The 22,313-nt window shown below is 35.6% G+C and carries 24 protein-coding genes; all 24 read right to left on the minus strand.

Annotated elements, in window-relative coordinates; genetic code table 11:
* Position 1: 1 nt before the first annotated feature.
* The 24 genes from glyS to recG all read right to left on the minus strand — a co-directional run bounded on the left by glyS (position 2) and on the right by recG (position 22,261).
* Positions 2-2,068, minus strand: a complete 2,067-nt coding sequence (gene glyS, locus HMPREF1252_RS01345) for a glycine--tRNA ligase subunit beta (RefSeq protein ID WP_023058972.1) — start codon at positions 2,066-2,068, stop codon at positions 2-4.
* Complete coding sequence (glyQ, locus tag HMPREF1252_RS01350) at positions 2,068-2,946, minus strand: glycine--tRNA ligase subunit alpha (protein ID WP_008901842.1); 879 nt, start codon at positions 2,944-2,946, stop codon at positions 2,068-2,070. Before glyQ ends, glyS begins: the two co-directional genes overlap by 1 nt.
* The gene (gene recO / locus HMPREF1252_RS01355; protein ID WP_023059111.1) at positions 2,946-3,629 is read right to left on the minus strand and encodes a DNA repair protein RecO; all 684 of its coding nucleotides are present in this window, start codon (positions 3,627-3,629) and stop codon (positions 2,946-2,948) included. Before recO ends, glyQ begins: the two co-directional genes overlap by 1 nt.
* Entirely contained in the window at positions 3,626-4,507 is an 882-nt protein-coding gene (gene era, locus HMPREF1252_RS01360; protein ID WP_023059048.1) for a GTPase Era, read from the minus strand. The genes recO and era overlap by 4 nt, the downstream gene beginning before the upstream one ends.
* Complete coding sequence (gene cdd, locus HMPREF1252_RS01365) at positions 4,500-4,898, minus strand: cytidine deaminase (protein WP_008901839.1); 399 nt, start codon at positions 4,896-4,898, stop codon at positions 4,500-4,502. The genes era and cdd overlap by 8 nt, the downstream gene beginning before the upstream one ends.
* Positions 4,899-4,905: 7 nt before the next feature.
* Positions 4,906-5,613 (minus strand): diacylglycerol kinase, encoded by a 708-nt coding sequence (locus tag HMPREF1252_RS01370; RefSeq protein WP_008901838.1) that lies wholly within the window; start codon positions 5,611-5,613, stop codon positions 4,906-4,908.
* Position 5,614: 1 nt separating this feature from the next.
* A complete protein-coding gene (gene ybeY / locus HMPREF1252_RS01375) occupies positions 5,615-6,049 on the minus strand; it encodes an rRNA maturation RNase YbeY (protein WP_023058951.1) in 435 nt (144 codons plus the stop codon).
* Positions 6,046-7,068: a PhoH family protein gene (locus HMPREF1252_RS01380; RefSeq protein WP_023059051.1), complete on the minus strand. Its 1,023-nt coding sequence runs from the start codon at positions 7,066-7,068 to the stop codon at positions 6,046-6,048. Before HMPREF1252_RS01380 ends, ybeY begins: the two co-directional genes overlap by 4 nt.
* A 174-nt stretch (positions 7,069-7,242) precedes the next feature.
* Positions 7,243-8,055 (minus strand): nucleoside hydrolase, encoded by an 813-nt coding sequence (locus HMPREF1252_RS01385; RefSeq protein ID WP_023059029.1) that lies wholly within the window; start codon positions 8,053-8,055, stop codon positions 7,243-7,245.
* The gene (locus HMPREF1252_RS01390; protein ID WP_023058960.1) at positions 8,036-8,953 is read right to left on the minus strand and encodes an ABC transporter ATP-binding protein; all 918 of its coding nucleotides are present in this window, start codon (positions 8,951-8,953) and stop codon (positions 8,036-8,038) included. The genes HMPREF1252_RS01385 and HMPREF1252_RS01390 overlap by 20 nt, the downstream gene beginning before the upstream one ends.
* Entirely contained in the window at positions 8,941-9,732 is a 792-nt protein-coding gene (locus tag HMPREF1252_RS01395; protein ID WP_036746699.1) for an ABC transporter permease, read from the minus strand. The genes HMPREF1252_RS01390 and HMPREF1252_RS01395 overlap by 13 nt, the downstream gene beginning before the upstream one ends.
* Positions 9,713-10,570, minus strand: coding sequence for an ABC transporter permease (locus HMPREF1252_RS01400; RefSeq protein ID WP_023059120.1), 858 nt, complete (start codon positions 10,568-10,570; stop codon positions 9,713-9,715). Before HMPREF1252_RS01400 ends, HMPREF1252_RS01395 begins: the two co-directional genes overlap by 20 nt.
* Entirely contained in the window at positions 10,546-11,823 is a 1,278-nt protein-coding gene (locus tag HMPREF1252_RS01405; protein ID WP_023059021.1) for an ABC transporter substrate-binding protein, read from the minus strand. The genes HMPREF1252_RS01400 and HMPREF1252_RS01405 overlap by 25 nt, the downstream gene beginning before the upstream one ends.
* A 1-nt stretch (position 11,824) precedes the next feature.
* Entirely contained in the window at positions 11,825-12,772 is a 948-nt protein-coding gene (locus HMPREF1252_RS01410) for a (Fe-S)-binding protein (RefSeq protein WP_023059091.1), read from the minus strand.
* 1 nt (position 12,773) lies between these two features.
* Positions 12,774-13,454, minus strand: a complete 681-nt coding sequence (locus HMPREF1252_RS01415; protein WP_023059010.1) for a TIGR04283 family arsenosugar biosynthesis glycosyltransferase — start codon at positions 13,452-13,454, stop codon at positions 12,774-12,776.
* A complete protein-coding gene (locus HMPREF1252_RS01420; protein ID WP_036746701.1) occupies positions 13,451-14,134 on the minus strand; it encodes a TVP38/TMEM64 family protein in 684 nt (227 codons plus the stop codon). The genes HMPREF1252_RS01415 and HMPREF1252_RS01420 overlap by 4 nt, the downstream gene beginning before the upstream one ends.
* Positions 14,100-14,801 carry a TVP38/TMEM64 family protein gene (locus HMPREF1252_RS01425; RefSeq protein ID WP_023059125.1) on the minus strand — a complete coding sequence of 234 codons (702 nt, stop codon included), beginning with the start codon at positions 14,799-14,801 and terminating at the stop codon, positions 14,100-14,102. The genes HMPREF1252_RS01420 and HMPREF1252_RS01425 overlap by 35 nt, the downstream gene beginning before the upstream one ends.
* Entirely contained in the window at positions 14,798-16,243 is a 1,446-nt protein-coding gene (locus HMPREF1252_RS01430) for a TIGR04282 family arsenosugar biosynthesis glycosyltransferase (RefSeq protein ID WP_023058943.1), read from the minus strand. Before HMPREF1252_RS01430 ends, HMPREF1252_RS01425 begins: the two co-directional genes overlap by 4 nt.
* A 47-nt stretch (positions 16,244-16,290) precedes the next feature.
* Positions 16,291-17,037 (minus strand): rhodanese-like domain-containing protein, encoded by a 747-nt coding sequence (locus HMPREF1252_RS01435; protein ID WP_023059062.1) that lies wholly within the window; start codon positions 17,035-17,037, stop codon positions 16,291-16,293.
* Positions 17,038-17,294: 257 nt separating this feature from the next.
* Positions 17,295-18,536: a Zn-dependent hydrolase gene (locus tag HMPREF1252_RS01440; RefSeq protein WP_023059112.1), complete on the minus strand. Its 1,242-nt coding sequence runs from the start codon at positions 18,534-18,536 to the stop codon at positions 17,295-17,297.
* Positions 18,537-18,746: 210 nt separating this feature from the next.
* On the minus strand, positions 18,747-19,187 hold the full coding sequence (locus HMPREF1252_RS01445; RefSeq protein WP_008901824.1) for a hypothetical protein: 441 nt from the start codon (positions 19,185-19,187) through the stop codon (positions 18,747-18,749).
* A gap of 3 nt (positions 19,188-19,190) precedes the next feature.
* Entirely contained in the window at positions 19,191-19,670 is a 480-nt protein-coding gene (gene coaD / locus HMPREF1252_RS01450; protein WP_008901823.1) for a pantetheine-phosphate adenylyltransferase, read from the minus strand.
* Positions 19,648-20,208 carry a 16S rRNA (guanine(966)-N(2))-methyltransferase RsmD gene (rsmD, locus tag HMPREF1252_RS01455; RefSeq protein ID WP_008901822.1) on the minus strand — a complete coding sequence of 187 codons (561 nt, stop codon included), beginning with the start codon at positions 20,206-20,208 and terminating at the stop codon, positions 19,648-19,650. The genes coaD and rsmD overlap by 23 nt, the downstream gene beginning before the upstream one ends.
* 40 nt (positions 20,209-20,248) lie before the next feature.
* The gene (recG, locus tag HMPREF1252_RS01460) at positions 20,249-22,261 is read right to left on the minus strand and encodes an ATP-dependent DNA helicase RecG (protein WP_023058999.1); all 2,013 of its coding nucleotides are present in this window, start codon (positions 22,259-22,261) and stop codon (positions 20,249-20,251) included.
* Positions 22,262-22,313 lie beyond the last annotated feature (52 nt).

Here is a 22,313-nt window from a genome sequence, read left to right on the forward strand (position 1 = left end):
TTTATTCCTTAATAGATTCTATGTTCACTACTCTTTCTACAAGGCTATCGATTAAATGTAGTAGTGCTAAACGGTTATTTCTTACATTTTCATCATCTACAAGCACCATACAGCTATCGAAGAATTTATCTATAAATGGTACTAATGGATTTAAAGCAAGTAATGCTTCTTCATATTTCTTGTCGTTTATCAAGGTTTCTACATCTGGTCTTATGGATTCAAATCTATTATAGAGTTCTTTTTCTGAAGGATCTTCAAATCTTTCTTCGGCAACTTCCCCTTCTTCATACTTGGTTGCAAGGTTATGAACTCTAGTTAGTGCGTCTACAAGTTCTGTTCTATCTTCTTTAAAGAATTCATTTAGTTTTATCGCTTTGTCAATGGTTTCAATTACGGTTCCATCAGATGCAATTACTCCTTGGATGATATCGTATCTAATATTCATATCTTCAAGAATATTTTTGATTCTAGCTCTGAAATAGTCTAGGATTTTTTCTTTAACTTCTTCGTAGTTGAAGGTTAGGTTATTTTCTTGAACATAGGTGTATAGAGCGTGGTCAACTATATCGCTTAGAGATAGATCCCAGTTCTTATCCTTTAGAATATTTACAACTCCGATTGAAAGTCTTCTTAGGGCAAATGGGTCTTGTGATCCAGTTGGAATTAGACCTATTGCAAATAGTCCTACTATTGTGTCGATCTTGTCTGCTAGCGCAAGGATTGAACCGATAGTTGTCTCTGGAAGTTCATCTCCTGCAAATCTAGGTAGGTATTGTTCGAAGATTGCTTGGCTTACTAGAGGTTTTTCTCCTTGAAGTTTTGAATAGATTGAGCCGATGGTTCCTTGAAGTTCTGTAAATTCTGTAACCATCTTGGTAGTTAAGTCTGCTTTAGAAAGTTCTGCCGCTCTCTTTAAATCTACTAGAGATTCGTCTGCAACTTCTAATTTTTCTCCAATTTCACGAGAAAGTTTATCTATTCTTAGAGATTTATCATACATTGTGCCAAGTTTATCTTGGAACATAAGACCTTTTAGATTTTCATTTAGATCTTCTAATTTGGTTTTGATATCTTCGTTGTAGAAGAATTTTGCGTCTTCAAGTCTCGCTCCTAGGACTTTTTCATTTCCTTTAGACACTATTTCTTTTTTGTAATCAGTTCCATTTCTAACGGTTATGAAGTATGGAAGTAGATCTCCGTCTTCGTTGTATACAGGGATGTAGCGAAGGTGATCTCTCATTGGTGTGGTTATTACTTCCGCTGGAAGTTCTAGATATTCTTCCTTTACATTTCCAGTAATAGGAGTTGGATATTCGTTGATATAGGTAAGTTCATCTAGTAGATCCTTATCTTCTTTTATTTCTCCACCTAGAGCTTTCGCTTCTTTCTTTGCATTTATTTTTATAATTTCAAGTCTCTTCTTTTGATCTAGGATTACATAGTTTTCTTCAAGAAGTTTTTCGTAATTGTCTACGTGGTCAATTTCAATGTGAGAGCTTCCTAAGAATCTATGACCTCTAGTTACATTACCAACCGGGATTCCTTCGAAAGGAAATTCTACAACTTCACTATCTAGCATGCTGACAACCCATCTAATAGGTCTTGCAAATTTAAGATTCTTACCGCCCCATTTCATATTCTTAGGGAAGGTTATACCTTTTATTAGACTTGGGATTTCTACCTTTAGAATTTCTTCTGACTTTTCACCTTTTTTGTGAACTTGTCCGTATACGTATTCGGTTCCCTTTAAGTCTTTTATTTCGATATCTTCTAGTTTTAAATTCTTAGATTTTAAAAATCCTTCTAGTGGTTTTGTAGGGTTTCCATCTTCATCAAAGGCGATCTTCTTTGCAGGACCCTTTACTTCTTCGTTTATATCTCTTTGGAATTCTTCTATGCCATCTATAAAAAGAGTAAGTCTTCTAGGTGTTGCATAGGTTCTTATATCTTTATAATCAATTAGATTGTCTCTTAAAAATTTATCTGCCTTATCTCTTATTTGAATGAGTGCAAGGTCTACATATCTTGCTGGCAACTCTTCCATTCCAATTTCAAGTAAATAATTCATTATTTGTCACCTCTGTTTAAAAGTGGATAGCCAAGTTCTTCTCTCTGTTTCAAGAATGTTTCCGCAACTTTTCTCGCCCTATTTCTAACTCTTGCAATATAGGATGTTCTTTCTGATACTGAAAGTGCTCCCCTTGAGTCAAGAAGGTTAAAAGTGTGTGAGCATTTAAGTGTGTAGTCGTATGCTGGAAGCACAAGTCCTAGTTCGATTATTCTTTCAGATTCTTTTTCATATACGTCGAAGAGATGTTTAAGCATATCTACATCCGCATCTTCAAATCCATACTTGGATTGTTCATACTCTGCCATTTTGAAAATATCTCCGTACTTAATATTTTCGTTCCATTGAATTTCGTAAACTGAATCCACATTTTGTAAGTACATTGCAATTCTTTCAAGACCATAGGTAAGCTCTGCTGATTCAAGATCACAGTTTATTCCTCCTACTTGTTGGAAGTAGGTAAATTGTGTAACTTCCATTCCATCAAGCCATACTTCCCAACCAAGTCCCCATGCTCCTAGGGTAGGTGATTCCCAGTTGTCTTCTACGAATCTAATGTCGTGGATGCTGGTGTCAATTCCTATCGCTTCAAGAGATCCAAGATATTGTTCTTGTACATCTTCTGGAGATGGTTTTAAGATTACTTGTAGTTGGTGATGTTGATATAGTCTATTTGGATTTTCTCCATATCTTCCGTCTGCTGGTCTTCTAGATGGTTCTACGTATACTGTTCTCCATGGTTCTGGTCCAAGGGATCTTAAAAATGTGTGAGGGTTCATAGTTCCTGCACCTTTTTCTATGTCGTAAGGCTCCATTATGATTGCTCCTCTTTCCATCCAGTAGCTTGTCAAATTCTTAATTAAATCTTGAAAATACATTATTCCTCCCTAATTAACTCCAATGAGTTTATTTGTCTTAAATCTAGACAGTATTTTACATATTCTATAATTATGTGAAAGATCTTCCTTTCGAAATCTTTCTTTTGAAACTCAAATTCTAAATCTTTGTACATCAAGAGATTTAGATATTCTACTTCTTCGTCATTTAATTCATAGTACTTAGAAGAATTTTCTAAATTAGGTGTAAGTCCGCCCCCATCTACTAAAAAGTATCTTCCATTCATGGATGGTCTAAAACCTATAAAGGAAATATATTTTAGTAGAAGCTGCATGGTTCTCACCCTTGCAGTAGAATCTTTAAGTGTTTCTAAGTATTTTTTTAAAAGTAGGTAAGCATTCTTGTTTTCTATCTCTTCCATATTGCTTTTTAAGTAGATTTCTAATACTAAATTTGCATATGAAAGTTTTACAAGGCTCTGTCTTAGGTGCAAGTTTGAAGATAGTATATTTGCACTCTTAATGTAGTAGAAGACCCCTGATTTTGAAATGGTATATTCATTTACAAAGAACACCTGTGAAGAGCTCGTGACTTTTGAACTTCTCTTAAGCGCTCCCTTTGCATAGATGGTCACAAGACCCGCGTCAAGGGTGTACACTTTTAAAGCTTTGGAGCTTTCTCCAGCGTTCCTCTCCGATAGAACTATACCTTCTGTCCTAATCATAGGTAGCCATGCCCTTTTAATCTGGTTTCGTTATCCCTCCAGTTTTTATCAACCTTAACCCAAATTCTTAGATCTACCTTTGTCATAAGTAAGTCCATGAGATCGTGTCTCGCTTGGGTGCCAATCTTTTGAAGCATGGTGCCATTCTTGCCAATGATTATCCCCTTGTGATTATCTCTTTCCACATAAATCGTAGCAATGATATTGGTCCTGTCTTCTAGTTCTTCCATCTTTTCTATTTCAACAGCCACCCCATGAGGTACTTCTTCTTGCAAAAACCTAAGTGCTTTTTCTCTTATTATTTCTGCAACTATAAACTTCATAGGTCTGTCGGTTACATATTCGTCTGTGTAGTACTTCGGTCCTTCTGGAAGATTATTCTTAACAGTGTCTAGGTAGATTTCTGTGCCATCTCCTTCTCTTGCAGAGATTGGTATGACATCTAGAAAATCCATCTCCTTCGAATACATTTCTATTAAACGAAGTATATCTTCTTTAGGAATACTGTCGATTTTATTTATAAGTAGGATTACTTTTTTGTCTTTTATCTTCTTTAATTTTTCTATAATAGCCCTGTCCTGTTTTCCAATTATTTTAGAAGTATCCACGATGTATGTGATTAGGTCCACATCTTCTAAGGCTGAGCTAGATTCTCTTAGCATGTAGTCTCCCAGTTCATTTCTTGGGGTCTGCATCCCAGGTGTATCGAGAAATATTATTTGACTATCGTCGTCGCTATATATTAAGTTTATTTTATTTCTCGTGGTTTGAGCCTTGTCAGAAACTGCAAGGATTCTCATGCCGATTAGTCTATTTAAAAGCGTCGATTTGCCTACATTTGGTCTGCCAATCACCGCTATATATCCCGATTTAAACATTATTTAATTCCTCCGGTCCAAAACTATGGGGAAGTATCTCTTCCAGCGTAAACTTTCTATAATCCTCTGTCGAGTTTGCAATTATAATTTCTGGGTCCTTCGAAAATTCTCGAATTACCTGTCTACAAACCCCACATGGGAAGGTGTCTTTATTATCTCCTGTTATGACAATCTTTTTAATCTCTCTATGACCTTCCGAGACTGCTTTGAAAATTGCAACCCTCTCCGCACAAATAGTCGGTGAATAGGAGACGATTTCTATATTTCCACCTTGGTACACAGAACCGTCTTCCATCTCAACTGCACAACCAACGTTGAACTTTGAGTATGGAGTGTAGGTCATCTTTTCCTTTGCATCTAAGGCAAGTTCTATTAGTTTTTTAATTTCCATATGCACCTCACGTAAATAGTTTAAATACAAAGATTGCAACAGAGATTCCAACTATCGCTCCTGCAACTGCTTCCGATTTTCTGTGGACTCCAGTTTCAACTCTACTTTCTGCTACCAGTAGTGCAAGTCCCAATGCACATGTGGTTATCACAGTTTTTTGTGCCACTAGAGATATCACTGTGGCAGCACAAAAGGCAATTGATGTATGTCCTGAAACTGCTCCCCCTTGGAAGTATGATCCTCCATTCTTCTTCGCCATAAGGTACTTGCCTCCGATGGTTAGAATGAGGACTATAATCACCGCAACCAGTGCCAGATGGTCTGGAGAATTTTTAATCTTTACAAGGGCAATCTGTCCTATATTTGAGATCTTGTTGTAAAAGAGTAAGTATGCAACCACCACTGCATTTAGTGATGCAATCATAACCGCTCCTGCAGAGACGTCCTTTACATACTTTGCAATCGGATTGTAGTCAGTAACCACCAGGTCCACCGTTCTTTCGATGGCTGTGTTTATAAGTTCAAGGACTATTACAAGTGTAATCGCAAATAATAGGATGAGAAATTCCATCTTAGTTAAGTCAAAGAACAGAGAAATTATAATCGTTCCAAGACAGGCAAGCCAATGAAATTTCATATTTCTTTCAGTTGTAAGTGCGGAGATTATCCCCTGCACCGCATAGTTAAAAGATGAAATAAAGCTACTATTTTTCATATTATCTACTAATTTCTAATTTTTCCATAACCCTATCTTCCACTGCTCTCATCTCTTTTTTGTCCTCTTCTTCCTCGTGGTCAAATCCCATTAGGTGAAGGGTTGAGTGCACAGTTAAATAGGAAATCTCTCTCTTCTCGCTGTGTCCATATTCCTTTGCCTGTTCGATAACCTTATTTATATTTATGACTATATCGCCAAGCATGTTTGTAAATTCATCGTCCATAGGAAAAGAAAGTACATCGGTAGTTCTATCTACCCCTCTATAATCCCTGTTTAGTTCGTGGATTTCTTCGTCGCCAACAAACGAAACGGAAACTTCGTAGTCCTCTGTAAACTCTATCTCTTTTAAGGCAGCTTCGATAGATTTCTCTACAATATTTTCTATCTCTTCATCGATTTTTATTAAATCCTGTCTATTGTCGAAATAAATCATCTTTCTTTCCTTCTGTTTGATGTTGTATCTTTTTTACTATCTTTATTTTCTTTGTTTTGTTTATTTTCCCATCTGTCGTAGGCATCGATTATCCTTTGAACTAGTGGATGTCTTACGATGTCGTTTCTATCAAGTTTAACTATTTCGATTCCCTTTACATCCTTTAGGATTCTCATAACTGTCTTAAGTCCAGAGGATTTGCCCTTTGGAAGGTCGATTTGAGTGATGTCTCCTGTGATTATTGCCTTCGAACCATAACCGAGTCTAGTTAGAAACATCTTCATCTGTTCGTTGGTGGTGTTTTGTGCCTCGTCAAGAATTACATAGGATGAATCGAGAGTCCTACCTCTCATGTATGCTAGAGGAGCTACTTCGATCAAACCTTTTTCAACGTACCTGGTGTAGTTTTCGTGTCCCATAATTTCAAATAGCGCATCGTAGAGAGGTCTAAGGTATGGATCGACTTTCATCTGTAAATCTCCAGGCAAAAATCCTAGAGATTCTCCAGCTTCTACTGCAGGTCTTGTAAGGATGATTCTGTTTACTTCCTTATTTTTAAATGCCTTTACAGCCATCGCCATCGCCAGGTAGGTCTTACCAGTTCCGGCAGGACCAACTCCGAATACAATGTCGTTGTCCTTCATGGCATCCACATATTTTTTCTGTCCCAAAGTCTTTGAACGGATCGGTTTACCCATAGCAGTGTGGACGATAACATCGTTTAGAAGTTCTGTCATCGGCTTCATCTCGCCTTGTTTTATAAGAGCTATGGAATATTCAACGTCCTTTTTTTCCAAAGATTTCTGTCTGATTATTAATTCCTTTAGATTTTCGATTAGAAGAGCCGCATTTTCTGTAGCAATTTCGTCGCCGTATATTTCTAAGAGATCTTCTTTCACGATTATTTTAACTCCCATAGAGCTCTCAATGAGCTTATGGTATTCATCTAAATTACCAAAAAGTGTATTTAAAATATTTGTGTCTGAAATCGGCACAATTTTACATTGATTTTCTTTCAAGTAATAACCTCCATATCCTATATATTGTACCATATTTATTATTTAAAAGCTATTTTATATTTATTAATGCTATGTTATATATTTTGAATTTTTTTATTAATTTAAAATTTATTTTTTTAATTTCCACATAAAAAAAGCACGATCTCTCGTGCAAATTTTAAAATAATCTTTTATTTAATTGTTTTCAATGGTGCTTACTATATAGTCCATTGCGTCCACCGTATCTTTTAATCTAGGGATGAGGATTTCCTTGTCCTCTCCTTCTTCCAAGTATCCGGTCATCATATTTTCTCCAAGTCTTATCTTTCTCTTCTCTATTTCAAAAAATTCTGGATTGGTTACATATAGCGCAGTTAGTGCATCCCATATTACCAGTTCTTCTTCTTGATATTTTACTTCGAACTCTGCCTTCCAGCGACGCATATGTGAATCGAGATACCTCATATATTTTGAAATATACTCTCCGTCCTTTACTTTGTACTTCTTTTCGATACAATTATTGCCTGTAATTATTACAGGTTTTTCGATTCTTTTAAGGACATAGTTGGTGGCAAGAAAATCTACGGACATATTGAGCTCATCCATTACCATTCCTTTGAAATATAGTGGAGATGTGATGCCTCCCATTTGCACAAATTCAGTAAGATTTTTCGTATCCATTCCAAGGGCTAGAGCCTTCATAGTATTTGTCGTGGAGCCCAGTGAGATTAAACTTACCTTTTCTCTTTCAACGATTTCTTTTATAAATTTTGCAGCATCGTAGGAATATATTCCTCCTTTTTTAAGAGGAATTTCTATTCCAAGATCTTTATTCATCATAACGGTTGAGTTGTATGTGTCGTCTTCGTTGCTATTGCCAAATGTGGTGGTTATTCCCACTACTTCCATATCCTTGTGGCTCAGTAGAAAAAATAATGCAAAAGCGTCGTCTATGTCACAGCCCCTCACATTTATGGTGTTGTCAAAATCAACAAGTACTTTTTTCATAAGTTCTCCTCTTTATTTCTAAATCTACTTCGTCTCCGAGATTATATTCATCGCTACTATATGCAATATATTTTCCGATTTCGTATCTATACTCTCCATTTACAAAACTTTTTCTATCGATACTATATTCGCTTCCCGGTTTTATTTCTATATCTTCCTTCTTTAAAAAGTAATCGTCAAAGACATTTTCTTTATATAGAAATTCTGCAACTTCTTTACAACTTGGATGCTCATAGAGTTCTTTTGGAGTTCCTATTCCAATTATTTTGCCCTCTTGCATTACGATAACCCTATCTGAATACATAGAAGCTTCTTCGATGCTATGGGTTACGAAAAGTGTAGAGATCTTTAGATCTTTTAGAATTTCAAAGGTGGATTTTCTCACCCTGTCTCTAAGTATTTCATCTAGACTTGAAAATGGTTCATCGAGAAGTAGCATCTTCGGTTCATTTATAAGTGATCTTATAAGTGCGACCCTCTGTTTTTCCCCTCCTGATAAATCTTTTGGGTAGGCGTTTTTTCTATGATTTAGGTCAACTAAGTCCAAAAAGTATTCTACCTTTTTAAATATTTCATCCTTCTTCATCTTTTTTGCCCTTGGACCAAATGCCACATTGTCCCACACTGTGAGATGTGGAAATAGTTCAAAGTTTTGAAACATCATAAGGGTGTTTCGCTTTTCTGGCGGCAAATTTAAGAGATTTTCTCCCGCCACTGTTATACTTCCGCCATCCTCTTCAAGTATTCCGCAAATAATTCTAAGAAGTGTAGATTTTCCCGTACCCGATGGTCCCACTATGGAGATAGTTTCCCCTTCGTTTATATCAAAGGAAATATCTTTTAATATCATTCTATCTCCATAGGATTTTGTAATATTTCTAAGTTCTATATATGCCATTTATTGCTCCTTATAATTATTTTTGAAATGAGTTCTATTCCAAGGATAAATAGTACATTTAAAAGAATAAATATTATACTCATCACAGCTGTTATACTCCTATCTTTTACCACCATAAATGGAAACGAAAGTAGAGTAAATGTGTTTACCATTCCTATTCCAAGTACCAAGGTCAAATAATATTGGGAGAAGGAAAGGATAAATCCCATGATGATGGATGTCTTTATAAATGAAAACATATGAACGAGTATGGAATTTACCGTCGCTTTTAATTCCGACGCTCCTAGGATTCTCGCTTGATTGTAGAGATCCTCATCGAAACTTTCAAATCCTGGTATCATAATCCAAACTGAATATGGAATTATATACACTATGTGCACAAGAATTATCGCAGGGATCTTACCTGCCATTCCAAGTTTTATAAATATTAGTTGAAGCCCAATTCCAATGGATGTTGCAGATACCACCATCGGTAGAAATACCACCGCCATAAGAAGTTTTTTAAACTTTCTATTGGTGCTTATTCTCCTTGCTACAAAGTAACTTAAAAATGTTGCTATAAATGTGGAGATGGTCCCTATTACCATAGAGTTTATGATTGAATTTAAAAGATTTCTGTCTACTTTTAAATATTCGATTGCCCTTGTTGAAAATGTACCGCCAAAGATCACAGGATATGGATAACTCTCTCGAAACACTCCCAAGGTTAGAGTAATCGCCGTGTAGCAAAGTAGAAATATTAAAATATTTACAAATGTCTTAGATAAAGTCTTCATCATCTTTAAACTCCAACATCAAAAATACAATTACCGTAATTATTCCAATGAGCCCAAGAATTACGTTGTAAGCCAAGGAATATGGTTTGTAGATAAAATCATTTTGTGTAAATTCTATATAGGATTTCACCGCCAGTGCGCGAGGTGCTGTCGGTCCAATTAGGTAAGGAACTTCATAGGATGACATGGAAAATGTAAATAGTATTAAAAGCACTTTTAATAGAGAGGATTTTACCCTCTTGTAGTAGATGTGGTAGAAGGCATAACTTTCTGTTGCTCCCAAATTCCTAGCTGCACTAAACTGTTCCATTCCGATTTTATTAATTCCATTTAAGAATACCACCGCCGCAAATGGCGCTCCTTTAAAAATATACACAAGGATAATTCCTATTGCACTCTTCGTATAAAATAGCGAAACGAACTTATGCGGACTATCTATTATTCCTATATTTGCAAGTATTCTTGAAAATAATCCTGCTTCGGAAAATAGATTTAAAAGTATTACCACCACAATCATATGTGGTATTATCATAGGAATATTTAAGCTAAAGGAAGACTTTTTCTTATAAAAATATATTCCATATGCCATAAATAGTCCGATTATTACCGCCAAGATAGATGAAACTGCAGCGAATTTAAATGTGAAAAAAAGAGAATTTAAAAATCCTTTGGAAGTTAAAATCTCTCTGTAGTACTTGGTTGTAAATTCACTTATCCCTATTTCTTTGTAAAATCCAAATGATATAATAATAGATTTTATAAAACCGCCGAGAATCACCACAGCGATTAGTGCGATTCCCGGCAGGTATGATAAATCTAATTTAGTACGTTTTCTTCCCATATCTTTTCAATTAATGGTACTAGTTGTGCCGGCATTTCCGGTACTTTCTTAGAGTCAAGTTCGTTGTAAGGGATGGTTGCTTCCCCGATATTTATTGAATCATAAAGTTTCTTTTGATCGTCAGTTAATTTGTCGTAGCTTACTACTGGTAGATCTCCAAGCACTGCTGGGTCAGCCTTTTCAATTTGATTTTCCGGTGCTAGGATTTCATTTATAAATACCATTGCTGCGTCTTTATTTGGACTCATCTTAGAAATTGCAAGGAAGTGGGTGTTTCCTATATTTCCTTTGTCAAACACAAATGATCTAGTGGTTGCCGGTGCTTTTTTATCGTTAATCATCATTGATGCTTGGTTTGGATTGTAGCTCATTGCCATTGCAACTTCTCCGTCAGAGAACATATTTGTAAGGGTTGGGTTGTCTGATGGATATGTCTTGCCTTCCTTCCATAGGTATGGTTTAAGTTCGTTTAGATAGTCGATGGTTGGTTTCATCATTTCTGCAAGTTTATCTTGTGTAAGATTCTTGTCCATGAATTGTTCGTAGCCTTGTAGATCTGACATAATTTGTCTAACGAATACTGAACCTGTGAAGTCAGGTAGAGCTGCGTAGGTTAATTTGCCTGGGTTTGCTTTTGATACTTCTAGAAGTTCTTCCGCATTCTTAGGTGGGTTTGGAATTACTGCACTGTCGTAAACGAATACGAATTGTGCCTTTCCATATGGAGCTTCTAGTCCTTCAGTTGGTTCGCCAAAGTCATATTTCACATCTGCAGATTCTCCATCTACATAGTCTTTGAAGTTTGGAAGTTTGTCAGTAAATGGTCCGAATAAGAAATCTTGTTTCTTAGCTGCTGCGAAGTTTTCTCCATTGATCCAGATAACGTCGATTGAACCATCTTTGCCTGCGTTCTTTTCGTTTAGAAGAAGATTGTTGATTTCGTCGATGTCCATTGGAACTCTGTTCACTGTAATGTCGTATTTTTCCTTCATCTTTGGTGCGATGGAGTTGTCGATCCAATTGTTTCTCTTTTCATCTCCACCCCATCCATAGAAGTTAACGGTCTTTCCTTTTGCAGATTCTAAAGCTTCTTCAAAAGTCATATCTGCTGCGTCTTTTACAGTTTCAGTTTGTTCTTTATTATTTTTATTTGCCGCGTTATTTTGTGGTTTTTCAGACTTGCCACAACCTACCAATAAAAATACCGTTAACATAAATACTGATAATTTTCTTAGTAAGTTCTTGTTAAACATACTACCTCCTGTGTTTTTTAAATTTATATTTCATTACGTTCTTTGCGAACTCTTCTGAAGGTTCTTCTTCGACTTCAAGTATCTCTGTCAAAAAGTTCTTCACATTTTTCCTCTTGTACCCATTGTGAAAAATCCCCGCACAGGAAGAACAATAGGTATAGATATTTTCCTTATCCAAGGAGTTCATCTTTTCTTTCCATCTATCCACAACATCCCCCTCCTGCTTTATGGCACCTCCTCCGAGGCCACAGCAGCCGATGGATTTAAATGGTTCTGCATAATCTTTTGCAAAATACTTTATATCTTCGAAGATCTCCCTTGAATATCTGTCGGAGCATGGGAAAAATACATTTGCACTCTCGTCGATTTTCTTTCCAACTCCAATTTCTCTTAAATATTCATAGACGGAGATAACTTCTGCATAGATCTTGCCCTTTAAAAAGTGGTAGCAGTTTGGACATAGACAGATTATTCTCTCTACACTTTGAGATTTTAGATTCTTCTCCAATATTTCAAGGGGCGCTTCTCCACCCATATCATGGGTAGGTCTCTTGCAGCAATCCACAGAGAAATCCGCTCCATGTTCATATCCAATTTCAATTATCTTTTCACTGGTTTTAGGTAAAAATCCTGGATAGTTACATCCTAAAAATATTAGATCTTTAGATTTTTTCTTACCGATGTTTCGAAGTTTATAATTGTTCTTCATAAACTTTACGAATTTAAGTCCCTTCGAATTTTTTCTCCTCATAAAGAGAGAGATTTCTTTTCCATCTAAATCCATAGGGCACACGTCATTGCACTTGCCACAGAGAAAACAGGAGTATCTAAGGTCCGGTCTATTTGCAAAATCCGAAAGATCCATGCCGTACTTTGATAAAAAGTCGCAAGCCTTGGTGCATCTCTTACAATGTATGCAATTTTCTTTCGTTTTCTCTAGTACATTCATCTTAGCTCCTATATAATTTCTCTATTTTTTCTGCACAGGCGTAGATGTCTCCACCTGTTCTCGCTTTTCTATACATCTCTTGGTATTCTTGCATCTTAAATAATGTCTTCAAAGGTCCACCCTTTATAAATCTTCTCGAAGATGTGGTGATCTTACTTTCAAGAAGCTTTGGATAGATACCCATTTCTTTTAAGGTGAGAGAGAGTTCATAATCCTCCATAAGTGAAAGAGGTTTAAATCCTCCTATCTTTTCAAAGAGTTCCCGCTTTATAAATATTCCTTGATCACCGAAGGCTATGTGCCTGTATTTTACTCGGAAGTTGGAACCCCACTCAATGGATTTTAAAAAGAGTGAAGTCGGTTCAAACTTAAGCCTAAAACATCCAAAATCACAATCTTCTTCTATTAGTTCAAGTACTTCTTCTCTTGAGATTTTGCTATCTGCGTGGAGAAAAAGAATTATGTCGTTTTTAAGTTCCTTCGCACCCTCATTCATCTGATTGGATCTGTACCTGGTTTTCTGAATCTTTTTAAAATTTATTTTTTCATAGGTTTTATCCGTAGAATATCCATCAGAAAACACAATATCACAAAGATCAGAAAATCTAGAGATCATATCCTGTGTTCTATCTATGATTTTTTCTTCGTTATAGGTTGGTATGACTATACCAAGTTTTTTCATTTCTTCTCCTCTTTTAAGAATAGCTTAGAAATTATCGCCGATATTATTACCAAAGAAATTAAAAATAATATTGAATAGATAAATTCTTTTGATCCCGGATTTAGGACAGCTTCTCCAAAATAATTAAACACCAATACCCCTGGAATTACCCCCGCAAACGTAGTAAGAAGGTAGTAAAAAAAGTTTATCTCGGTAATTCCAGAGATATAGTTCACCACATTGTAGCTAAATATCGGGCTAAGTCTTATGATAAATAAAACTAAAGACAAAACCTTTTGATTGTCACTATATAGTGCAGAAGATAGCTTCTCAATCATATGGTTATTGACGAAATTTCTTACAAAATCCTTTAAGAGAAATCTTCCCATGTAGTACATAATTGGCGTATTTAAAACCACACCAATCATCGTATATAGAGATCCTTTCCAAATTCCAAATAGTGCTCCTCCAACTAGGACGATTATTATCACCGGAAAGAAAAATACCGGAAGAATTGTAAATATAAGGATATAAAAGAGCGCCGCCACATGTCCATTTGAATCTACAAATGATTTTATATCTTCAAAGGAGAATTTCCTAACTACAAATATAGAAATGAGTGCAATCAAGATCATAATTGTAATCTTAATTGCATTCATGCGTCTATCATTTAATTTTATTTCGTTCTGTTTGTTTGTCATTGTAAATTTTTCTAGCCACGTAGATAATAATTGAAGCTGCGAATAGAATCAAAAGCCCTACCATTAGAGCTTGTGCTCCTCCGGTCAAGCTTCCACCTGCATAGGAATAAACTATTGTCGCTGGAAGTTGTCCTAGACCTGTTGCAAGGAAGAATCCCCAGAAGTCCATTGAGGTTAATCCTGCAGCGTAGGATACTGCGTCAAATGGTATAAATGGAAGAAGTCTCGCCACCATGATTGCATATTTTCCATATTTTTTGAAAAATTCTTCTATCGCTACTAGAACTCCTTCTGATGCAAATTTCCTAACTACGTCTCTACCCAAGATTCTAGCAATAAAGAAGCACATAGCAGCTCCTACCATTGCACTTGACCAGGATAGTAACGCTCCCTTTGCCCATCCCCAAATCATCGCATTGGATAGGGTGATGAAAAATGCTGGAATCGGCGAAATAAGTGATTGAAGTAGCATTAGTAAGAATGAAACTACAACCGCATATACTCCAAATCCTCTTATATATTCCGCAACTCCATTAATATCAACTTTTGTAAGCACTCTTATGGATTCATTTACTTCTCTGTTTACAGATGGAACGAAGAAGTAAACTGCAAAGAATATTCCAATTATAATTAGAAGTATTATTCTATTTCTGTTTTCTTTTTTCATAAATCCTCCTTATAAAGTTTCTTTAACATATCTAAAAAATCTACTGAGAGATATTCTTTTATCTTTTTCTCTGTATCTAAATTTTTAATCGCTCTATCTTTGCTATATTCAACCATCGCCATGGAACACCAGGTAACTCCCCTCAGAGAATTAAACATCAAGTATTTATAGAATTTTCTTCTGTCCACAGGTCTATATTTTTCGTATTCATCTAAGAAATCTAGCATCTCTTCTTCACTTAGGATTGTGTCAGTCTTCCAATAGGTGGTGGTAGGCACCAAGAAGTGTGCCAGATCCTGCTCCGCTTCTCCGATGATTGGCTTCTCCCAGTCGATGACCACACTTTTATCTCCAATTATAAAATTGTGGTTATTTAGTTCCGTATTTATAATTGAAGGGTTTGAAATCTCTTCATCCATGTTGGAAGTTTCAAGAATTCTAAAGAGTTCGTCAATTCTCTTTTCGATTTCTAAATCTTTTTGGTCGAAGCTTTTGTAATGGGAGTACATGGAGATAAATTCGTCGTGCATCGCCTTAAACGGTCTATCCGCCACGATTAAGTCTGATTCTTCTGTATCGAGACTATGAATGGAAGATAGAAGTTTTGCCGCAATTTTTAGATCTTTTTTATAGTCGAGGGGTCTGCCCTCATAATATTTCATAATTAAATAAGGTTTTTTGAGCCAAAAAGAATCTTCGATATAATCAATCGGCTCTGGAGTAACTTTTGATTTTTCTAAAAATTTAAGAGCGTCATATTCATACTTGAGCTGGCGAGATCCAAGGTGCATTTGGGAACCGAGGTTTACCCTTATAACTTTATCCTTAGATAGAAAGTTTAGATTGTACTCCCCTTGACCTAGGACTTTTAGCTCATTATCTCCCACTTCAAGTCTTACGAGATCAACATACTCATCTATATCCAGAATTTTTTCAGTCAAATAGTAACTAAGTCCAAAACTTTCAATCCTCTTTATGGTATTTTGTAAGACTTCGCCATTTGAATAGGTGATGTCCGAAAAAATATCGTAGTATTTTCGCATTCCAACTAGTCCGTATCCACCGTCATAGGTAGGAGCAAGCACCACATCGTAGTCGTTTAGTTTGTCCAGACATTTTTTTATTTTTGTAGAATCTAGACCGATAAGATCTGAACCCAAAAGCACAACCTTGTCTCTATTTTTAAGTTCAGATTTAATTGCGTTACCCATCTTTTCTCCTAAACCATCTCCACTTTGTGGAATTAAATATTTTTTATCTATATCCTCTGGAAGTTTACCGCTAAAATATATTTTATATTCATCACACGTATTTTTAATTTCTCGATACTGATTTTCTATTAACTTGTACGAAATAGATAAAATCTCCTCATCTTTTAAATATGGAGATAGTCTGGTTTTCGTCTGACCTAGCTCTGGTGTTCTTGTAAAAAAAATAATCATAATACAAAAAAATGGCTTTGGAGTAATCCCCAAAGCCTAATAATTAGTTATTTTACCAATTCGTATCCGTCGTATTCTTTTGTTCCGTCATACGCATTGTAAACTTCATGTCCTTCTTTAGCTAGTTCATCAGCTACTTGCCATGATCTATTGCCTGAATAACAGTAAGTTAAGAATGGTTTGTCAGTTGGGAAACTCTTAATATCATCCATGTAAGTGTCAACTGTTGTATGGATTGCGCCTTCAATGTGTCCTTCGTTGTAATCTTTTTCATCTCTTACGTCAATGATTGTATAGTTTCCAGATTTTGCCATTTCATTGAACTGTGGTCCAAGAACTGTAGCAGCCTTAGTCATAGTTGTGTATGAAAAGTCTTTTACGCCTTGAGCGTTAGCAACTTTTGTAAATCCATTGTCAACTAGGATTTGTGCAGCTTCAGAAGATTTTTTACCAGTATTGCAAACTGTTACAACATCTTTATCTTTGTAAGATTCTATTTCAGAAAGTCTGTCTTTTAATTCATCAACTGGAATGTTGATAGCGTGTTTAACGTGACCTTCGTTGTATTGATCAACTGGTCTAACATCGATAACTAAGTATTTTTCTTTAGCCTTGTTATCTTCTTCAATCTTATCTAGTTCTTCTCCTGCCATTTCAGTATAGGCAACTTTGTTTTCTGTAGCAGCCCCTGCATTTTGTTTATTTGCGCCTTGGTTAGCTGGTTTATCATTTGAACATCCAGCTAATAGTGCTAGAGAAAGTGCTACAACTGAAAATAATTTTATATTTTTCAAAATATCCTCCTTTTATAAATGCGAAAATTTTTTATAAAAATAAAAAGCATTTATGTTCTCACTGTTTATTAGTTTAACATTATGTTTCGCTATTTGCAATAGTTTATTATGAAAGTTGTGTTAAATATAAATCACGATAATTTCGTTACATTTGGTGAAACTTATAAAATATTAAAATTATTTTAACAAATTATCAGGATTGAATTTAAAAAATCGGCATAAGAGTCCTATGCCGAAAAATAAAATATTTATATTATTTAGTTTGCTAGAGCTATTAGAGTTGCTAGAAGAACATTGGCTCCCTTTTCAATATCTGCAAAATCGGTGTCTTCATTTGGATTGTGACTTATGCCGTCCTTTGAAGGAACAAAAATCATCCCTACCTTGCACAGGTCTGAAAGTATCATGCAGTCATGGACCGCTCCACTGTGCATAATTCTATTTTTATAATTAAACTCATCCACCTTTTCTTTTATTGTAGAAACTATTTCATCATCCAAAGTAACTGACTTGGAGGATCCTACAAGTTCGATGGAATAATCTATATTTCTTTCCTTTTTCACTCTTTCGAGAACTTCTTTTAAATGGTCAGAAGTTTTGTCGATTCCATTTTGGTCTATATCTCTTATATCCACATTGAATACAACTTTGCCATTTATAACGTTTGAAGCGCATGGATAGCAATTTAGCTTACCTACTGTTGCAACGGTGGTTGGATTTACATTTTCTTTTGCAAATCTTTCCATTTCCAAAATTATTTCAGCAGCTGCAGCTAGAGGATCCTTTCTGTAGATCATTGGAGTTGCTCCAGCGTGGTTTGCCACACCATTTATTGTTACTTCAAATGTATTCATTCCAGAAATTGCATTTACGACTCCAATTTCAAGATTTTCTCTATCTAGAACCGCTCCCTGCTCCACGTGAAGCTCAATAACCGCATATGCCTCGCCCTTTTTAAGTCTATCTCTTTCAATGGTGCTTATACTTAGTCCAAAATCCTCCATCACCTTTCTTGCAGTTCTTCCGTCAGAAGCTGTAAGTCTATCCAGTTCATCCACTCCTACCTTGCCTGCAAGAAGTTTAGAACCAAGAGTTGTTGAACCGAAGTTAGATCCTTCTTCTTCAGCATAGATTATAAATTCGATAGGTTTTTTCAGAGTTACATTTTCTTCTACGATTCTTCTCATAGATTCTAATGCACAGATAGATCCTGTCAAACCATCGAATCTTCCTCCATTTGGAACTGTATCGATATGAGATCCCGTTAGAATTGAAGACTCATTTAAGTTAGCTGGATACTTCGCTCTTATATTTCCTACGCCATCGATTTTATAATTTACTCCAAGCTTATCTAGCTCAGATAGTATGTAATCCCTTGTCTTTCTGTCTTCTTTGGAATAGCTAAGTCTGGTGCATCCCTCACCTTCAGTAGCAGTTATGGAGTTTATATAGTCCATATCTCTTTTTATTCTCTCTAAGTCTACCAATATCTTTTTCATAAAATCTCCTTATTATTAGTTTTATAGTTTACCTATGTAAATAATTATAGCATAAATTTATTTAATCCATGTTAGGCATTTTTATAATTTTAAATGCTCTATGTAGAGCATGAAAATATTTTTATTTTAAATGCTATCCGGATAGCGTGATAATTATTATTAATTTTATTTTATACTAAAACAAAAATTACAAATAAAAAAGGAACTTAGTTATCCTCTAAGTTCCTGTCTGTTTGAATTTATTGTTTTGATTATTTCTGTAAGATTTGTTTGTGTTCTTTCTAGTAATTCATCTGCATAGTCACGAGCTCCTTCTCTAATTTGAGTGGATTCTCTTTGTGCTGAGCTTAGAATTTCTTCTGCTCTTTCATTTGCCTTAAGAACAAGTTCATCTTCTCTTATCATTTCTTCTGCGTGAGCTCTTGCTGCTGCCATGATTCTGTCAGCTTCTTCATGTGCTCCTGTGATGATTTGTTCTCTGTCTGTTGAAATCTTTTGTGCTTCTTTGATTTCTGATGGAAGTTCTGCCTTTATATCTCTTATTATTTCTAGAACTTCTTCTTTTTCTACTACAGTCTTTCCTGTTAGAGGAATACTGCTTGCTGTTTGGATAAGTTGTTCTAACTCATCTACCAATTCCATTAGTGTCATCTGCTACCTCCCAATTAATTTTTCTTTCATAGCGTCTCCTACTATATCTGGCACAAATAAACTTAAATCCCCATCAAACATCGCCACTTCCTTTGCAAGGGTTGAACTTACAAATGTGTTCTTGTTCGATGATAGTAGAAATACTGTTTCTAAACCTTCATAGTAGTGCATATTTGCCATTGCTAATATATATTCACTTTCATAGTCAGAAGCTGTCCTTATGCCTCTTATGATTACTTTACAGTTATTTTCTTTTGCATAATCTGCAAGTAGTCCTGTAAATGAATCTATTGTTACTCCGTCAAGGTCCTTTGTCACTTCTTCTAGAAGTTCCATCCTCTCCTCTACTGTGAAGAGTCCATGTTTCTTGACATTGTTTAGGACTGCGACTGTCACTTCTCCGAAAATATTTCTGGCACGTTTTATTATATCTATATGCCCATTCGTTACCGGATCAAAACTACCGGCATATATTGCTTTCATCTGGCACTCCCAATACTGCTATGGATGTAGATCCATACTTCTTTTCTTTAAGTACTTCATAGCCTGTAAAGTCTATTCTACTTCCATACCTATATTCTACCACTAGCAATCCATCTTTTTTAAGTAAGTTTCTTTCAAGTATTATCGCTAATGTATGACGATACTTTTGCAGTTCGTCAAATGGTGGATCCATGTAGATGATGTCAAATCTATCCTCTGTGGTCTTTAAATATTTTTTATAGTCCATATTTATGACTTTTGCACCTTCATTTAGCTTCGTGTGCTTTAGATTTTCTCTTGTAACTTTTAGTGATTCGCTACAAGTATCTACAAAGACACAGCTTTTTGCTCCTCTAGATAGAAATTCTATACCATTTCCTCCAGATCCGCAAAATATATCCAGCGCTTCTTTGTCGTGAAAATATTGACCAATAATATTAAATACAGATTCTTTTACTCTGTCTGCTGTAGGTCTTACATCCATTCCTTCAACGGACACAAGACGCATACCCTTTGCTATTCCTGATATTACTCTCATAGTCCTCCAATTATTACTATTTTAACACATTATCAATAATCTAACAATTAAACTTTCTAGAAATTAGTCTATCTACGCTTATTTTTAGTTGAAGATGCTCTGGTTTTATAAAATCCGGGTCATCTCTATATATATTTTTAGCTTCTAGGGCAGCGTATTTTAAAATCATTTTGTCTTTTATCGGGTTTGCCAAGATAAATCCCATAAATCCTGATTGTCTTACTCCGAATATATCTCCCGAGCCACGAAGTTCCAAATCTTTTTTCGAAATATAGAATCCATCTGTGGATTCGACCATTACCTTCATCCTCATGGAGGCTATTTCAGATTCAGATTTATTATATAGTATGCAGTAACCTTGGTGAGTTCCTCTTCCAACTCTTCCCCTTAACTGATGGAGTTGAGAGAGTCCAAATCTCTCCGCATTTACCACCATCATCACCGTTGCGTTTGGCACATTTACTCCGACTTCAACTACTGTGGTAGATACCAAAACATTTATTTTATTCTTCTCAAAGTCTTCCATCTGTCTGTCCTTCTCATCAGGCTTCATCTGACCATGAAGAAGACCAACATTATAATCTTTGAAATATTTTTTGATCTCTTTATAGACTTTCTTAACAGAATTTAAATCGAGCATCTCGTTTTCGTCGATCATAGGACAGATTATATACGCCTGTCTTCCTTCTTTCAACTCTTTTTCTATAAATTCAAGAGCTTTTAAAAGTCCATTTTCATTTATGGTTGCAGTTTGAATCTTGAGCCTTCCCGCCGGTGGTGTGTCGATGGTAGAAACTTGAAGATCTTGGTACATTACAAGTGCAAGTGTCCTAGGTATCGGGGTTGCAGTCATGACAATGGTATGGACTCCCTTGTCAGAAAGATTTTTTCTCTGCAAAACTCCGAATCTATGTTGCTCGTCCACTATACTTATGCCGAGATTTTTAAATTCTACATTTTCCGATATAAGCGCGTGGGTTCCGACAATCATGTCAACTTTTCCAGATTTTAAATCTTCTAGAACCTCATCTTTTTGTGATTTCTTCATTGAGCCGATAAGAAGTGCTACATTTATTCCAAGTTTATCAAAAGTATTTTTAAATGAATTGTAGTGCTGGGTCGCCAAGATTTCTGTCGGTGCCATGATTGCAGATTGAAATCCATTTTTGTAGAATAGATACATTATTGCCATTGCAACAACAGTTTTACCTGAACCTACGTCCCCTTGGATAAGCCTGTCTACCCTGTAGCCGCTCTTTAAATCTCCCTTTACTTCTTCGATTACTTTCATCTGTGAATCGGTTAGGGTAAATGGTAATGTTTTTAGAAATTCTTCTATTTCAAATTCTATAAGTTTTATGTCCGTCTCTTCCCTATCTTTTTTGATTGTAGATAGGGCTAGAAGATAGGTTAAAATTTCGTAGAATGAATATGAGTTTCTTGCGTTTCCGTAAGTTTTTTGAGATTTCGGTCTGTGTAGCTCTCTCATGGTCTTATCCATGTCGTAGAGCTTGTACTTTTCCAAAATTTCTTCTGGAATGACATTTTTCCAAGTATATTCTTTTAGCACTTGGTCTGTTAATTTTATAAGTTCTTTGTTATTTATATCCTTCGACTGTTGATAGACGGGAATAATACTTCCTAGTACCTTTTTTCTCTTTACATTTTCAAATTTTGGCGAGGTCATGGTGAGATTATTTCCAAACCTTGACACCTTGCCATAGAAGTAGAACTGTTCTCCTTTTAAAAATTTCGAAGATAGGAAGTTTTGATTAAAGAAAGAAATCTTTAGATTAAATCCATCTGTTACGATTACATCAAGTCTTTTGAGTCTGCCGTGATAGTGAGGGACCACCTGCACAACTTCTGCTTTAATGGTCGCAAACTCCCCTTCCACCAAATCTTTTATCGGATTCATATTGGTTGAGTCTATAAATCTAATAGGGAAATATTCCGCAAGATCTGAAATTGTTTCAAGGCCCATTGCTTCCAAGTAGGATTTTTTCTTAGGACCCACTCCATTTAAAGTATCTAGTTTATCGAATAGCTTCATCCATTACTCCAATTCCAAAAAATTTTTAAAAAAATAAGCAGATTAAATCTGC

It is taken from the genome of Peptoniphilus sp. BV3AC2 (genome assembly GCF_000478945.1).
Lineage (GTDB): Bacteria > Bacillota > Clostridia > Tissierellales > Peptoniphilaceae > Peptoniphilus_B > Peptoniphilus_B duerdenii.

What these genes read in the sequence shown, in the direction of transcription:
- HMPREF1252_RS01405 (WP_023059021.1), bottom strand. Translation starts at nt 11,823, where the DNA reads ATGTTTAACAAGAACTTACTAAGAAAATTATCAGTATTTATGTTAACG.
- HMPREF1252_RS01430 (WP_023058943.1), bottom strand. Translation starts at nt 16,243, where the DNA reads ATGATTATTTTTTTTACAAGAACACCAGAGCTAGGTCAGACGAAAACC.
- rsmD (WP_008901822.1), bottom strand. Translation starts at nt 20,208, where the DNA reads ATGAGAGTAATATCAGGAATAGCAAAGGGTATGCGTCTTGTGTCCGTT.
- HMPREF1252_RS01415 (WP_023059010.1), bottom strand. Translation starts at nt 13,454, where the DNA reads ATGAAAAAACTTGGTATAGTCATACCAACCTATAACGAAGAAAAAATC.
- cdd (WP_008901839.1), bottom strand. Translation starts at nt 4,898, where the DNA reads ATGGAAATTAAAAAACTAATAGAACTTGCCTTAGATGCAAAGGAAAAG.
- HMPREF1252_RS01425 (WP_023059125.1), bottom strand. Translation starts at nt 14,801, where the DNA reads ATGAAAAAAGAAAACAGAAATAGAATAATACTTCTAATTATAATTGGA.
- HMPREF1252_RS01370 (WP_008901838.1), bottom strand. Translation starts at nt 5,613, where the DNA reads ATGAAAAATAGTAGCTTTATTTCATCTTTTAACTATGCGGTGCAGGGG.
- glyS (WP_023058972.1), bottom strand. Translation starts at nt 2,068, where the DNA reads ATGAATTATTTACTTGAAATTGGAATGGAAGAGTTGCCAGCAAGATAT.
- HMPREF1252_RS01385 (WP_023059029.1), bottom strand. Translation starts at nt 8,055, where the DNA reads ATGAAAAAAGTACTTGTTGATTTTGACAACACCATAAATGTGAGGGGC.
- HMPREF1252_RS01395 (WP_036746699.1), bottom strand. Translation starts at nt 9,732, where the DNA reads ATGATGAAGACTTTATCTAAGACATTTGTAAATATTTTAATATTTCTA.
- era (WP_023059048.1), bottom strand. Translation starts at nt 4,507, where the DNA reads ATGTTTAAATCGGGATATATAGCGGTGATTGGCAGACCAAATGTAGGC.
- recO (WP_023059111.1), bottom strand. Translation starts at nt 3,629, where the DNA reads ATGATTAGGACAGAAGGTATAGTTCTATCGGAGAGGAACGCTGGAGAA.
- HMPREF1252_RS01440 (WP_023059112.1), bottom strand. Translation starts at nt 18,536, where the DNA reads ATGAAAAAGATATTGGTAGACTTAGAGAGAATAAAAAGAGATATGGAC.
- HMPREF1252_RS01410 (WP_023059091.1), bottom strand. Translation starts at nt 12,772, where the DNA reads ATGAATGTACTAGAGAAAACGAAAGAAAATTGCATACATTGTAAGAGA.
- coaD (WP_008901823.1), bottom strand. Translation starts at nt 19,670, where the DNA reads ATGAAAGCAATATATGCCGGTAGTTTTGATCCGGTAACGAATGGGCAT.
- glyQ (WP_008901842.1), bottom strand. Translation starts at nt 2,946, where the DNA reads ATGTATTTTCAAGATTTAATTAAGAATTTGACAAGCTACTGGATGGAA.
- HMPREF1252_RS01390 (WP_023058960.1), bottom strand. Translation starts at nt 8,953, where the DNA reads ATGGCATATATAGAACTTAGAAATATTACAAAATCCTATGGAGATAGA.
- recG (WP_023058999.1), bottom strand. Translation starts at nt 22,261, where the DNA reads ATGAAGCTATTCGATAAACTAGATACTTTAAATGGAGTGGGTCCTAAG.
- HMPREF1252_RS01400 (WP_023059120.1), bottom strand. Translation starts at nt 10,570, where the DNA reads ATGGGAAGAAAACGTACTAAATTAGATTTATCATACCTGCCGGGAATC.
- ybeY (WP_023058951.1), bottom strand. Translation starts at nt 6,049, where the DNA reads ATGATTTATTTCGACAATAGACAGGATTTAATAAAAATCGATGAAGAG.
- HMPREF1252_RS01420 (WP_036746701.1), bottom strand. Translation starts at nt 14,134, where the DNA reads ATGACAAACAAACAGAACGAAATAAAATTAAATGATAGACGCATGAAT.
- HMPREF1252_RS01445 (WP_008901824.1), bottom strand. Translation starts at nt 19,187, where the DNA reads ATGACACTAATGGAATTGGTAGATGAGTTAGAACAACTTATCCAAACA.